This is a genomic window from Pseudomonas pichavaramensis (assembly GCF_050473265.1).
Taxonomy (GTDB): Bacteria; Pseudomonadota; Gammaproteobacteria; order Pseudomonadales; family Pseudomonadaceae; genus Aquipseudomonas.
In genome coordinates this window covers 144,036-157,153 of the sequence record NZ_JBJKFJ010000010.1, presented here as the reverse complement: position 1 = coordinate 157,153, position 13,118 = coordinate 144,036, and the positions used below count along the sequence as shown (strand labels likewise).

Sequence of the window (13,118 nt, the reverse complement as noted above, 5' to 3'; positions counted from 1 at the left end):
CATGCCACACCAGTTTCCCCGTCGCGCCTTGGGCCTCCTTCCTCTTCTGCTGCTGGCCGCCTGCGCCCAGGCCCCCGCTGAAAGCCTTCCGACCGTTCTCACCCCGGCAACGACCCAAGCCCCTGCTGACGCTCTCGCCCCCAGTTTTGCCGACTGGCGCCAGGCGCTTCGTGGCGAGGCGCTCGCCGCCGGTATCGACGCCGCGCTGTTCGACCGCGTATTTGCCGACATCACACCAGACCCTGCAGTGCTCAAGGCCGACAGCAGCCAGCCGGAATTCACCAGGCCGGTGTGGGAGTATCTCGATGGCGCAGTGTCTTCCAGTCGCATCGGCCGCGGCCGGGTCCTGCTGGCGCAACACAATCTGGTTCTGCAGCGCATCGAGCAGCAGTACGGTGTCGATGCGCGGATTCTGGTAGCGATCTGGGGGCTGGAAAGCAACTTCGGCAACAATATCGGCAGCCACAGCGTAATCCGCTCCCTGGCAACGCTGGCCTATGACGGCCGACGCCAGGGGTTCTGGCGCGGCCAGTTGCTGGCCGCACTGCAGATCCTGCAGAACGGCGATATCACCGGCGAGCGCATGATCGGCTCCTGGGCCGGCGCCATGGGCCAGACCCAGTTCATGCCGACCACCTACAACCAGCATGCCGTCGATTTCGACCAGGACGGTAGGCGTGACCTGTGGAATTCCTCCACCGACGCCCTGGCCTCGGCAGCACACTACCTGCAGGCATCGGGCTGGCAGCGAGGTCAGCCCTGGGGCTTCGAGGTCAACCTGCCAAGTGGTTTCGACTATGCCCTGGCAGACCCGGAGCAACGCCGCACCCTGGCCGAATGGGCCGAGCTCGGCGTGCGTCCGCTATCGGCTACCGGCGCTGCTGCCAGTTCCCGCGCCAGCCTGCAGCTCCCTGCAGGCCATAGCGGCCCGGCGTTCCTGCTGCTGGACAACTTCCGCAGCATTCTCAAGTACAACAACTCCACCTCCTATGCCCTGGCCATTGGCCTGCTGGCTGACAACCTGCTGCGCCCCAGCGAAGTCCGTGGGCAATGGCCACGCGGTGAACGCCAGCTCGGTCGTAGCGAGCGTATCGAGTTGCAGGAGCTGCTGACCAAGGCCGGCTTCGATCCGGGCCCGGCGGACGGCATCATCGGCGCCAATACGCGCAAGGCCATTCGTGCGCTGCAACTGCAGCTGAAATGGCCAGCCGACGGTTATCCCAATACGCAACTGTTGCACCAGCTGCGCACGCTGACCTCGGCAACCAGCAGCTAAGCGATTTTTGCATCGCGTAAAGCGACGGATGCAGGACGCTTTGTCGACAGACGGCCCCGGCGTCTGCATACAGCTTCTGTGATAGACTGGCGGGCGGCCAAAAGCCACCCGCCCCACGGAGCCTCTACCGGAGCCCAGATTTCCGATGTCCGACACCTCCTCGCCAAAATCCGTCGCCAGCGGCGAAAAATTCCGCACAGCCCAAGGCATCACCGCGATCAAGGATGGTCAGAAGCGCCGTGCTGCGGCCGAACCTCAGGTATTCGAGCCCAAGCCGAAGTGGTTGCGGGTCAAGGCACCGGGCGGCAGCCGCTTCGAGGCGGTCAAACGTAATGTCGGCGAACATCGCCTGAGCACCGTGTGCCAGGAATCGCACTGCCCGAACATGGGTGAATGCTGGTCCAACGGCACGGCCACCATCATGTTGATGGGGTCGGTGTGCACCCGCGCCTGCCGCTTCTGCGCCGTAGACACCGGCAACCCCAACGGCTGGCTGGACCTGGAAGAACCGCAGAACACCGCCAAGTCCGTCGAACTGATGGCGCTACGTTACATCGTGCTGACCTCGGTAGACCGCGACGACCTCGAAGACGGCGGCGCCAGCCACTATGCGGCCTGCGTACGCGCGATCAAGGCCAACACGCCTCAGGTGGTGGTCGAAGCACTGACCCCTGATTTCGACGGCGATCATCAGGCCATCGAGCGCGTGGTGGATTCGGGCCTGGAAGTGTTCGCACAGAACGTCGAGACTGTTGAGCGTCTGACCCATGTAGTGCGCGACCCGCGCGCCGGCTACGAGAAGACCCTCAAAGTGCTCGAGCACGCCAAGAAGCACCGCCCGGACGTGCTGACCAAGACCAGCCTGATGCTCGGCCTCGGCGAGACCGACGAGGAAGTGCTGCAGACCATGGATGACCTGCGCGCTATTGGCGTGGATATCCTCACCCTCGGTCAGTACCTGCAGCCAACGCGCAACCACCTGAAGGTGCAGCGCTGGGTCAGCCCGGAAGAGTTCAATCGCCTGCGCGACATCGGCCTGGAGAAGGGCTTCATGGAAGTCGCCGCCGGCCCGCTGGTGCGCTCCAGCTACCGCGCCGACCGCGTGTTCGAGAAGAACAACCTGGGCCTGGCCGCTCCCGTTCCGGTACCCGGCCAGCAAGTCGACAGCAGCCTGATTCCGGCACTGAATCTGAACTGAGACAGATTCTTCACGACAAACGAAAGGGACGCCTCGGCGTCCCTTTTTCGTTGCTGCCAGCAAAGAGCGACAGAGGCCTCGTTGGTGAACGTAGCGCACCCTACGCGTGTCTCGACCGGAGCACCGCCTGCAGGGTGCGCCATGCGCACCGAGAGATTAGGGATCTAGCCGCCTAACTAGATAGCCCCACGAGACTCTACGCGTAACCCAAACGGACGCGCAGCACTCGCTCCAGGCGCTGCGCAACCTCGTCGAACAGCGGCGCCGTGCTCAGCAAGTCGCGCATCTGCACCATCTTCAGCCCGGCGTAGCCGCAGGGGTTGATGCGCTGAAAGGGCGTCATGTCCATATCGACATTGAGCGCCAGACCATGGAACGAACAACCGCGGCTGACCCGCAGGCCCAACGAAGCGATCTTGTCGCCCGCGACGTAGACCCCTGGCGCATCGGCCTTGGGCGCAGCGTCGATACCATAGCTGCCGAGCAGCTCGACCAGGCTCTGCTCCATGGCCGTGACCAGCTCACGCACTCCAAGATCGAGACGGCGCAGGTCGAGCATCAGGTAGGCCACCAGTTGACCGGGACCGTGATAGGTCACCTGGCCGCCGCGCTCGACCTGCACCACCGGAATATCCCCCGGCGCCAGCAGGTGCTCGGCCTTGCCGGCCTGCCCCTGGGTGAACACCTTGGGATGCTGCAACAGCCAGATCTCATCTGCCGTGTGCTCGTCGCGTTCACGAGTCAACTGGCGCATGGACTCCAGCGTCGGCTGGTACTCGACCAACCCCAGATGACGCACAACCAGTTCGGGCATGGCTATCAAAGCACCATGTGCACACGGCCGGTTGCGCGCAGATCGACATGAATCGCCTGCAGCTGCTCGACACTGGTCGCGGTGATCAGCACCTGCACGGAGAGAAAATTGCCGTTGCGGCTGTCGCGCATCACCAGTGTGGAGGCATCCAGATCCGGCGCGTGGCGCTGGATGACTTCGATCACCAGATCGGAGAAACCTTCGCCTGCGGTGCCGATCACCTTGATCGGGTAGCGCTCACAGGGAAATTCGATTTTTGGCGGTTGAACGTCGGTATCGGTCATGGCATCAGCGGGCTCGCGGCCCGTCCAGAAAAGGGCCGCCCACCTGGAGCGGCCGGAGCTATCAGTTGAACAGGCCGTAGAAGAACAGGCGGATGCTGTCCCACAGGCGACCGAACAGGCCAGCCTCCTCGACCGACTGCAACGCTACCAGGTTGGCGCTGTGCACCACCTCGTCACCCAGCTTGACCTCGACCTTGCCGATCACGTCGCCCTGCTGGATCGGCGCGATCAGTTGTGGGTTGAGGGTCATGCTGGCTTGCAGTTTCTCCAGCTGGCCCTTGGGCATGGTCAGCGCCAGATCTTCTGCCAGACCGGCCTTGACCTGATCTGCCTGACCTTTCCACACGGTAGCCTGAGCCAGTTCGGCGCCTTTCTGGTAGAAGGTGCGGCTTTCGAAGAAGCGGAAACCGTAAGTCAGCAGTTTCTGAGTCTCGGCGGCACGCGCCTGCTCACTGTTGGTGCCGAACACGGAAGTGATCATGCGCGCACCGTCACGCACGGCAGAGGACACCAGGCAGTAACCGGCTTCCTGGGTGTGGCCGGTCTTCAGACCGTCGACGGTCTTGTCGCGCCACAGCAGCAGGTTACGGTTGGGCTGTTTGATGTTGTTCCAGAGGAACTCCTTCTGCGAGTAGATGGCGTAGTGGTCGGCATCCTCGTTGATGATCGCGCGCGCCAGGATCGCCATGTCGTGCGCACTGGAATAATGCTGCGGATCAGGCAGACCGGTGGCGTTCATGAAGTGACTGTTGCTCATGCCCAGACGCTCGGCGGTGGCGTTCATCATGTCGGCGAAAGCGTCTTCGCTACCGGCGATGTACTCGGCCAGGGCGATGCTGGCGTCGTTACCGGACTGAATGATGATGCCGTGCAGCAGGTCGTCCACGCTGGCCTGGCTATTGACCGGGAGGAACATGGTCGAACCGCCCGAGCCGGCACCGCCGGTACGCCAGGCGTGCTCGCTGATGGTCACCATGTCCTTCTCGCCGATCTTGCCGTTGCGAATTTCCAGGGTGGCAATGTAGGCGGTCATCAATTTGGTCAGGCTGGCGGGCGGCAGGCGCTCGTCGCCGTTCTCGCCCACCAGCACCTGGCCGGTGGCGGCGTCCATCAGCACGTAAGCGGTGGCCGCCAGTTGCGGCGGCGCCGGGACGACCTGCGGGGTGGCCCAGACCAGTGGCGAAACCAACAGGGTCATGAAGAGAAAGGCACGTTGCGCGAAGCTGGTGATGTTCATCCGTCTCTCGAAAAATTTGCGTGGATTGTGAAACAGCCCATGAAGGGCCCTCCCCCGGCCGCCGATGATGGCACCCGAGAGTTAGTCCGGCCAAGGCCGGTTTAGTGCCCCGGGGCCAGGAAAGAATCATCATGACCCTTGCCGCGGCCCAGCGGGATCGAAGTCAGTCGCCGCGCACCAGTGTCGGTTGCCCGAGATTGGCTACGCGTACGCTGCTCTGCAGTTGCTCAGCCTCGCCCTGGTTGCTGATCGGCCCCAGGCGAACCCGGTGCAGAATCTGCTGGTCGCGCACCACTGAGCTGATGAACACCGGCACACTGGTGCTCTGGCTCAACTTGTCCTTGAGCAGCTCCGCAGCGTCCGGATTGGCGAAGGCTCCAACTTGGAGATACAGGCCAGACGCTCCGAGTGAATCGTTTTTTTTTGCGTCAACCTGCACGGGCACCACGGCCGCGGCATGCTGCGCAGGCGGCGGCGCGTATTGCTCGACCACTGGTTTCGGCTGCGCGACAGGCTGGCTCACAGTGGCCTTGGCCGGCTGATTGTTGGCCAGCACCAGCGGCACCGGACGGCCTTGCTGCGCCCACCACTCATGCGGATCGATGCCCTCTACCTTGACCCGCGCAGTGCCCTTCTCGGCATAGCCGAGCTTCTTCGCCGCAGCGAAGGACAGGTCAATGATGCGGTCGGAGTAGAACGGCCCACGGTCGTTGACCCGCAAAATCACACTCTTGCCGTTTTCCAGGTTGGTCACACGTACGTAGCTGGGCAGCGGCAGGGTCTTGTGTGCGGCGGTCATGCCGTACAGATCGTAGGTTTCGCCATTGGCAGTGGCCTGACCATGAAACTTGGTGCCGTACCAGGATGCCGGGCCCACGGCCTGGTAGCGACGGGCATCCTGAATCGGGTAGTACTGCTTGCCGAATACCGTATAGGGCGAGGCCTTGACCGGGCCGTAGTGCGGCATGGGAATGGCGTCCTGAATCTTCGACACGTCGACATCCCACCAAGGCGCGCCGTCGCGGTGCGGACGATTGAAGTCATCCGGCCCGGATATGCCCGCGGACTGCCCCGGCGTCACGCCCGGCTGCGTCGCTCGATTGGAAGAACAGCTGGCCAACAGCACAGCTGCGCTTACACAGGCAGCCAGTGGCAGCAGTTTGGACAAATTCATCAATTACCCCGCGCTTCGACCAGCAACTCGGCCAGTTGGTTGACCGCCATTGCGTACATCACGCTGCGATTGTAGCGGGTGATGGTGTAGAAGTTCGGTAAACCGAACCAGTATTCGTCACCTTCGGCACCTTCCAGACGAAATGCGGTAACCGGCACGTCCTCGGCAAGCGTGTCCTGACTGGTCCAGCCCAGCTCACGCAGTTCGGCGACATTCTTCACCGGATCGAGCCCCTGGGTCAGACCTTCCTCGACGCGCTCGCCACTGATTTCGACGCGGCTGGCTACCTGACCACCCGCCTGCCAGCCATGGCGCTTGAAGTAGCTGGCGACGCTGCCGATGGCATCGGTCGGGTTGCTCCAGATGTTGATATGGCCGTCGCCATCGAAGTCCACCGCGTAGGCGCGGAAGCTGCTCGGCATGAACTGGGGCAGGCCCATGGCACCGGCGTAGGAACCTTTCAGCGAGATCGGGTCGACCTGTTCTTCACGGGTCAGCATGAGGAATTCGCGCAGCTCCTTGCGGAAGAACGGCGCGCGCGGCGGGTAATCGAAGGCCAGGGTGGACAGCGCGTCCATCACCCGCCAGCTTCCGGTGTTGCCACCATAGAAGGTTTCCACGCCGATGATGGCGACGATGAACTGCGCCGGGACGCCATATTCGGCCTCGGCTTTCTCCAGCGCAGCCTGGTTCTGTTTCCAGAACTCGACGCCCTGGGCGATACGCTTGTCGGTGATAAAGATCGGCCGGTATTCCTTCCACGGCTTGACCTTCTCGGCAGGCCGCGAGATCGCATCGAGAATCGCCTGTTTGCGTTCGACCTCGGCGAACAGGCTGACCAGTTGCTCACTGGCGAAGCCGTAATCGCGGGTCATCTCCTCGATGAACTCGGCCACCTGTGGCGATCCATCGTAATCGGCCGCCAGCGCCTGGGAAGTCGCGCCGAGCAGGCCCGCCATACCGACTCCGATGAACGTTCGAGCTGCCCAACTGCGCAGTGAATGCATTGAATCCAAACCCCCAATCAAACCTGAGCGATCCACTTACGGTGCGTGTGAATCGCCATCAATATCCCGAAGCCTGACAACAGCGTGACCAGATGGGTTCCGCCATAGCTAATGAAGGGTAGCGGCACTCCAACCACCGGCAACAGTCCGCTGACCATGCCGATGTTGACGAATACGTAGACGAAGAAGGTCATGGTCAGCGCGCCGGCCAGCAGTTTGCCGAACAACGTCTGCGCCTGGGCGGTGATCACCAGGCCACGTGCGAGCAGCAGCAGGTACAGCAGCAGCAGTATGCAAACGCCCACCAGACCGAACTCTTCGGCAAGCACGGCAATGATAAAGTCCGTATGACTTTCCGGCAAAAAATCCAGGTGCGACTGGGTGCCGAGCAACCAGCCCTTGCCCAGCACACCACCGGAACCGATGGCCGCCTTGGACTGGATGATGTTCCACCCCGAGCCCAGCGGATCACTCTCGGGGTTGAGGAAGGTCAGCACGCGGCGCTTCTGGTAGTCGTGCATGAAGAAGAACCACATGCCTACCGCGATCGGCACCACCGCTGCTGCCGCGCCGATGATCCAGCGCCATTGCAGGCCGGCCATGAACACCACGAAAGCGCCCGAGGCGAGAATCAGCAGCGAGGTGCCCAGATCCGGCTGTTTGGCGATCAGCACCACCGGCACACCGATCATCGCCAGGCTGACGATCAGATGCTTGAAGCGCGGCGGCAAATTATGTCGCGCCAGATACCAGGCGATGGTCATCGGCATGATGATTTTCATCAGCTCCGAAGGCTGGAAACGGATCACGCCGGGAATGTTGATCCAGCGCGTGGCGCCCATCGCGGTATGGCCCATCACCTCCACCACGATCAGCAGGCTTACCCCCAGCACATAGGCCAAGGGCACCCAGCGCGCCATGAAACGCGGATCGAACTGAGCGATGACCACCACGGCGAGCATACCGATGCCGAAGGAAGAGGCCTGCTTGATCAGCAGGTCGATATTCTTGCCGCTGGCCGAATAGAGGATGAACAGACTGCCGGTGCCCAGAATCAACAGCAGCAGCAACAGCCAGCCGTCGATATGCAGGCGCTGCAACAGGCTGGCGCGCCTGCGCAGCACGTCCTCATCGGAAAGCGTACGGTCGAAGTTACCGATCATCGTTGACTGACCTCAGCGCTTTGCGGCAATGCGAATTCGGCCTTCAGCTGACCGGTCTCTTGATCGAGCAACCAGGCGTCCATGACCTGTTTGACCACCGGCGCGGCAACGCCAGAACCGGATTCGCCGTTCTCCACCATCACCGCCACGGCGATCTGCGGGTTTTCCACCGGCGCAAAGCCAATGAACAGCGCATGGTCACGATGGCGCTCCTGAATCTTGTTGCGGTCGTAGCGCTCACCCTGCCTGATCGCCACCACCTGAGCCGTACCACTCTTGCCGGCGATGCGGTAGACGGCACTGTCGCCGACCTTGCGTGCGGTACCCCGAGCGCCGTGCATGACCTCCTCCATGCCGTGGATGCTGTAATCCCAGAACTTGGGATCACGCAACACGATATCTGGCATCGGGTTGGGGTCCACAGGTAGGCGGCCATCGATGCTCTTGGCCAAGTGCGGGCGAATCCACTTGCCGCGCGTCGCCATCAACGTCGTGGCCTGAGCCAGCTGCAGCGGCGTGGTCTGCATGTAACCCTGGCCGATGCCGAGGATCAGCGTCTCGCCTGGGTACCAGGGCTGGCGGTAGCGTGCACGCTTCCAGTCACGCGACGGCATCAGACCCGCGGTTTCCTCGAACATGTCCAGCGCCACGCGCTGACCGAGACCGAAGCGACTCATGTAATCATGCAGGCGATCGATCCCCATCTTGTGCGCCAGATCGTAGAAATAGGTGTCGTTGGAGCGGGCAATCGCCAGGTTCAGGTCGACCCAACCGTCACCGTTACGGTTCCAGTTGCGGTACTTGTGGCTGTTGTTGGGCAACTGATAGAAGCCGGGGTCGAACACCCGGGTAGAGGGCGTGACGACACCAGCATCGAGCCCCGACACCGCGACCATCGGCTTGACCGTCGAACCCGGCGGATAGAGGCCACGCAAGACCCGGTTGTACAGCGGCTGATCGATCGAATCGCGCAACTCGCCGTAGGCCTTGAAGCTGATCCCGGTGACGAAGGGGTTGGGATCGAAGCTCGGCTGGCTGACCATCGCCAGCACCTCGCCGGTTTTCGGCTGAATCGCCACCACCGCACCACGGCGCCCGCCCAGCGCATTCTCGGCAGCCTCCTGCAGACGCGAGTCGAGGCTCAGGACGATGTCCTTGCCCGGTTTCGGGTCGATGCGATTGAGCACCCGCAGCACGCGCCCCCGGGCATTGGTCTCGACCTCTTCGTAACCGACCTCGCCATGCAGCTCTTCTTCGTAGAAGCGCTCGACCCCCGTCTTGCCGATATGGTGGGTGCCGGCATATTCGGTCGGATCCAGGCGTTTGAGCTCCTGCTCGTTGATCCGTCCAACATAGCCGACCGAATGGGCGAAGTGCTCCTGCAGCGGATAATGCCGCACCAGTTGTGCCGCCACCTCGACTCCAGGCAGGCGGAACTGGTTGACCGCCACCCGGGCGATCTGCTCCTCGCTCAGCTCGAACAGAATCGGCACCGGCTCGAATGGCCGCCGCCCCTGACGCACCCGCCGCTCGAACAGCGCGCGGTCTTCTTCGGTCAACTCGAGCACCTCGACCACGGTATCCAGCACCTGCTGCCAATCACCGGCGCGTTCGCGGGTCACGGTGAGGCTGAAGCTGGGCCGGTTGTCGGCGATGATCACGCCGTTGCGGTCATAGATCAGCCCGCGCGTGGGCGGGATCGGCTGCACGTGGATGCGGTTGTTCTCCGCCAGGGTGCTGTGATGCTCGTACTGAATCACTTGCAGGTAGTACATGCGCATGATCAGTACGCAGGTAAGCAGGATGATGACCGCACCGCCGACGAGTACCCGGCGCTTGACCAGGCGAGCGTCTTTTTCGTGATCCTTGAGGCGAATCGGCTGCGGCATCGGTTACGGCTGACTATTTGTGATAAGGGTGGCCAGACAGCACGGTCCAGGCCCGATAGATCTGCTCGCCAAGCAGGATACGCACCAGCGGATGTGGCAGGGTCAGCGGCGACAGCGACCAACGCTGCTCGCTGCGCGCGCAAACCTCCGGCGCCAGCCCTTCCGGGCCGCCGACCATCAGGTTGACGTTACGCGCATCGAGGCGCCATCGATCCAGCTCCGCCGCCAGTTGCTCGGTGCTCCACGGCTTGCCATGGACCTCCAGCGTGACGATACGTTCGCCGGGCTGCACCTTGCTCAGCATGGCCTCGCCCTCCTGACGAATCAGGCGCGCGACATCGGCGTTCTTGCCACGGGTATTGAGGGGAATTTCCACCAGTTCCAGCGGCAGCTCGGCCGGCAGGCGCTTGACGTACTCCTGCCAGCCATCCTCGACCCACTTCGGCATGCGCGAGCCAACGGCAATCAGCTTGATTCGCACGGCGCAGGCTTACTCGGCCGAATGCTGGGCGCGGCTCTGCTCGGCACCCTGCCACAGGCGCTCGAGATCGTAGAACTGACGCGCTGTCGGCAGCATCACGTGAACGACGATGTCGCCCAGGTCGAGCAGCGCCCATTCGCCGCTGTCCAGGCCTTCGCTGCCGATCGGACGCACGCCTTGTTCCTTGACCTTCTCCAGCACGTTCTCCACCAGGGATTTGACCTGACGGCTGGAGCTACCGCTGGCGATCACCATGAAATCGGTGATGCTGGTCTTTTCCTTGACGTCGATCACGGTGATGTCGGTCGCCTTGATTTCTTCCAGCGCCGCCACGGCGATCTTGACCAGCTCGGCGCTGGGCATGTTCTGCTTACTCATAAATGACTCGTTTGCCTCGTGTAATGGACGCCTGCGCTGCTGCGCGACGTATCAAGCATTCGGCGCACGGTACAGATCGTGCGCCTGGATATAGGCCAGTACCGCGTCCGGCATGAGAAAACGCGCGGAACGGCCGGTTGCCAACAAGTGGCGGATCTGCGTGGCGGAAATCGCCAGCGGAGTCTGCCAGATGAAACTGATTTGCCCGCCTGCGCCCTCCAGGCTCAGCGGGTCGCTGACACTGCGTGCGGCAAGCAGGTCGCGCAGCGCTTCCGGCGCCTCGCTGTCGGCATCGGGACGCTGCAGCACCAACAGGTGACTGTGCAGCAGCAACTCCTGCCAACGGTGCCAACTGGGCAGGCTGCAAAAGGCATCCCACCCAAGCAGCAGAAACAGCTGATCGCCCGGCGCCAGCTCGGCACGTATCGACTCCAACGTGTCCAGCGTGTACGACGGCTTGTCGCGTTTCAGCTCGCGGTCATCGACCTTGAGCCGCGCCTCACCAGCCACCGCCAGCTCGACCATGGCCAGACGCTGCTCGGCCGTCGCCTGTGGCGTGTCACGATGCGGTGGTCTGGCGCTGGGAATCAAGCGCAGCTCGTCCAGCGCCATGAACTCGGCCACTTCCAGCGCCGCACGCAAATGCCCGATATGCACCGGATTGAAGGTACCGCCGAGCAGGCCGATACGCCGGGCGCGAAGTCCGTTCATTTATGTGCGAATGTGTCCGTCGCCGAAGACTACGTACTTCTCGCTGGTCAGCCCTTCCAGACCAACCGGGCCGCGGGCATGCAGCTTATCGGTGGAAATGCCGATCTCCGCGCCGAGACCATATTCGAAGCCATCGGCGAAACGCGTGGAGGCATTGACCATCACCGAGGCGGAATCCACCTCGGTGAGGAAGCGCCGCGCATCGCTGAAGTTCTCGGTGATGATCGAGTCGGTGTGCTGCGAGCCGTAGTGATTGATGTGCTCGATGGCCGCATCCAGCGAATCGACGATGCGAATCGCCAGGATCGGCGCGTTGTACTCGGCGAACCAGTCGTCCTCGCTGGCCTCCAGCACATCGCCACCGAGCAGTTCGCGGGTGGCGGCATCGCCGCGCAGCTCCACGCCCTTGTCACGGTAGATGGCGGCCAGCGGCGGCAATACGCGGGCGGCGATGCCCTCATGCACCAGCAGGGTCTCCATGGCGTTGCACGGCGAGTAGCGCTGGGTCTTGGCGTTGTCGCAAACGCGGATGGCCTTGTCGAGGTCGGCGGCGATGTCGACATAGACATGGCAGACGCCGTCCAGATGCTTGATCACCGGCACCTTGGCATCGCGGCTGATGCGCTCGATCAGGCCCTTGCCGCCACGCGGCACGATCACGTCGACGAACGCCGGCATGGCGATCAGCTCACCGACAGCGGCACGATCAGTGGTCTCAACCACCTGCACGGCAGCCGCCGGCAGGTCGGCCTCGGCCAGGCCCTGCTGAATGCAGCGGGCAATCGCCTGATTGGAATGAATGGCCTCGGAGCCGCCACGCAGGATGGTGGCATTGCCGGACTTCAGGCACAGGCTCGCAGCGTCGATGGTCACGTTCGGGCGTGACTCGTAGATGATGCCGATCACGCCCAGCGGCACGCGCATCTTGCCCACCTGGATGCCCGACGGCAGGTAACGCATGCCCTGAATCTCGCCGATCGGGTCTGGCAGGGTGGCGACCTGGCGCAAACCCTCGATCATGCTGTCGATGACTTTAGGGGTGAGTGCCAGGCGGTCGACCATGGCCGGCTCCAGGCCACTGGCGCGCGCGGCGGCCAGGTCCAGTTCGTTGGCGACAGTCAGTTCGGCGCGAGCGGCGTCGAGGGCATTGGCAGCAGCCTGCAGGGCGCGATTCTTCTGCGCGGTGCTGGCGCGGGCAAGCACCCGTGAAGCCTGGCGGGCGGCCTGGCCCAGGCGGGTCATGTAAGCGTGCACGGACTCGGTCATGGCGGCGGAGGTCTGGCAGTTGGAAAAAGGGGCTGATTATAGCCGGCTCGCAAGGCCACGCCCAGCGGCGTCTGGCAAGCGGTAGGACAGCGCCTGTGGTAACGCTCACTGCGGTGCTACGCCAGCACACGCGGCGCAGCGGTGACAGCAGGTGAATGGTGCCGCCCAAAGGTTGGGTCAAAAAGTCGCCCTGGAGTGCTTACCTTGCAAGCGAAGCGTTACCAGACCAGGCCAGACGGC

13 protein-coding genes are annotated in these 13,118 nt (G+C 63.1%); 2 read left to right on the top strand and 11 right to left on the bottom strand.

Annotation, left to right across the window (positions count from 1 at the left end):
* Position 1 precedes the first annotated feature (1 nt).
* Together ACJRW5_RS17485 and lipA are read left to right on the top strand one after the other, a co-directional pair.
* On the top strand, positions 2-1,276 hold the full coding sequence (locus tag ACJRW5_RS17485; protein WP_484571759.1) for a lytic murein transglycosylase: 1,275 nt from the start codon (positions 2-4) through the stop codon (positions 1,274-1,276).
* A 145-nt stretch (positions 1,277-1,421) separates the two neighbouring features.
* On the top strand, positions 1,422-2,474 hold the full coding sequence (lipA, locus tag ACJRW5_RS17480) for a lipoyl synthase (RefSeq protein ID WP_484571758.1): 1,053 nt from the start codon (positions 1,422-1,424) through the stop codon (positions 2,472-2,474).
* 196 nt (positions 2,475-2,670) lie between these two features.
* Here the strand turns inward: lipA and lipB are convergent, their stop codons facing one another.
* The 11 genes from lipB to ACJRW5_RS17425 all read right to left on the bottom strand — a co-directional run bounded on the left by lipB (position 2,671) and on the right by ACJRW5_RS17425 (position 12,878).
* Positions 2,671-3,288, bottom strand: coding sequence for a lipoyl(octanoyl) transferase LipB (gene lipB / locus ACJRW5_RS17475; protein WP_484571757.1), 618 nt, complete (start codon positions 3,286-3,288; stop codon positions 2,671-2,673).
* Positions 3,289-3,293: 5 nt separating this feature from the next.
* Positions 3,294-3,572 (bottom strand): DUF493 domain-containing protein, encoded by a 279-nt coding sequence (locus tag ACJRW5_RS17470; RefSeq protein ID WP_484571756.1) that lies wholly within the window; start codon positions 3,570-3,572, stop codon positions 3,294-3,296.
* Positions 3,573-3,633: 61 nt separating this feature from the next.
* Positions 3,634-4,809, bottom strand: coding sequence for a D-alanyl-D-alanine carboxypeptidase family protein (locus ACJRW5_RS17465; protein WP_484571755.1), 1,176 nt, complete (start codon positions 4,807-4,809; stop codon positions 3,634-3,636).
* A 163-nt stretch (positions 4,810-4,972) separates the two neighbouring features.
* The gene (locus tag ACJRW5_RS17460; protein ID WP_484571754.1) at positions 4,973-5,983 is read right to left on the bottom strand and encodes a septal ring lytic transglycosylase RlpA family protein; all 1,011 of its coding nucleotides are present in this window, start codon (positions 5,981-5,983) and stop codon (positions 4,973-4,975) included.
* Positions 5,983-6,990 (bottom strand): lytic murein transglycosylase B, encoded by a 1,008-nt coding sequence (gene mltB / locus ACJRW5_RS17455; protein ID WP_484571753.1) that lies wholly within the window; start codon positions 6,988-6,990, stop codon positions 5,983-5,985. Before mltB ends, ACJRW5_RS17460 begins: the two co-directional genes overlap by 1 nt.
* Positions 6,991-7,007: 17 nt before the next feature.
* Complete coding sequence (gene rodA, locus ACJRW5_RS17450) at positions 7,008-8,111, bottom strand: rod shape-determining protein RodA (protein ID WP_484571807.1); 1,104 nt, start codon at positions 8,109-8,111, stop codon at positions 7,008-7,010.
* Positions 8,112-8,149: 38 nt separating this feature from the next.
* Complete coding sequence (mrdA, locus tag ACJRW5_RS17445) at positions 8,150-10,042, bottom strand: penicillin-binding protein 2 (protein WP_484571752.1); 1,893 nt, start codon at positions 10,040-10,042, stop codon at positions 8,150-8,152.
* A gap of 13 nt (positions 10,043-10,055) precedes the next feature.
* Positions 10,056-10,523 (bottom strand): 23S rRNA (pseudouridine(1915)-N(3))-methyltransferase RlmH, encoded by a 468-nt coding sequence (rlmH, locus tag ACJRW5_RS17440; RefSeq protein WP_484571751.1) that lies wholly within the window; start codon positions 10,521-10,523, stop codon positions 10,056-10,058.
* 9 nt (positions 10,524-10,532) lie between these two features.
* The gene (rsfS, locus tag ACJRW5_RS17435) at positions 10,533-10,886 is read right to left on the bottom strand and encodes a ribosome silencing factor (protein WP_484571806.1); all 354 of its coding nucleotides are present in this window, start codon (positions 10,884-10,886) and stop codon (positions 10,533-10,535) included.
* 66 nt (positions 10,887-10,952) lie between these two features.
* Positions 10,953-11,612 (bottom strand): nicotinate-nucleotide adenylyltransferase, encoded by a 660-nt coding sequence (gene nadD / locus ACJRW5_RS17430; protein ID WP_484571750.1) that lies wholly within the window; start codon positions 11,610-11,612, stop codon positions 10,953-10,955.
* Positions 11,613-12,878 carry a glutamate-5-semialdehyde dehydrogenase gene (locus ACJRW5_RS17425; protein WP_484571749.1) on the bottom strand — a complete coding sequence of 422 codons (1,266 nt, stop codon included), beginning with the start codon at positions 12,876-12,878 and terminating at the stop codon, positions 11,613-11,615.
* Positions 12,879-13,118 lie beyond the last annotated feature (240 nt).

Bases quoted from the DNA above. Each gene is read 5' to 3' on its own strand.
- ACJRW5_RS17485 (WP_484571759.1), top strand. From the start codon at position 2: ATGCCACACCAGTTTCCCCGTCGCGCCTTGGGCCTCCTTCCTCTTCTG.
- lipB (WP_484571757.1), bottom strand. From the start codon at position 3,288: ATGCCCGAACTGGTTGTGCGTCATCTGGGGTTGGTCGAGTACCAGCCG.
- lipA (WP_484571758.1), top strand. From the start codon at position 1,422: ATGTCCGACACCTCCTCGCCAAAATCCGTCGCCAGCGGCGAAAAATTC.
- mltB (WP_484571753.1), bottom strand. From the start codon at position 6,990: ATGCATTCACTGCGCAGTTGGGCAGCTCGAACGTTCATCGGAGTCGGT.
- ACJRW5_RS17470 (WP_484571756.1), bottom strand. From the start codon at position 3,572: ATGACCGATACCGACGTTCAACCGCCAAAAATCGAATTTCCCTGTGAG.
- nadD (WP_484571750.1), bottom strand. From the start codon at position 11,612: ATGAACGGACTTCGCGCCCGGCGTATCGGCCTGCTCGGCGGTACCTTC.
- ACJRW5_RS17460 (WP_484571754.1), bottom strand. From the start codon at position 5,983: ATGAATTTGTCCAAACTGCTGCCACTGGCTGCCTGTGTAAGCGCAGCT.
- ACJRW5_RS17425 (WP_484571749.1), bottom strand. From the start codon at position 12,878: ATGACCGAGTCCGTGCACGCTTACATGACCCGCCTGGGCCAGGCCGCC.
- mrdA (WP_484571752.1), bottom strand. From the start codon at position 10,042: ATGCCGCAGCCGATTCGCCTCAAGGATCACGAAAAAGACGCTCGCCTG.
- ACJRW5_RS17465 (WP_484571755.1), bottom strand. From the start codon at position 4,809: ATGAACATCACCAGCTTCGCGCAACGTGCCTTTCTCTTCATGACCCTG.
- rsfS (WP_484571806.1), bottom strand. From the start codon at position 10,886: ATGCCCAGCGCCGAGCTGGTCAAGATCGCCGTGGCGGCGCTGGAAGAA.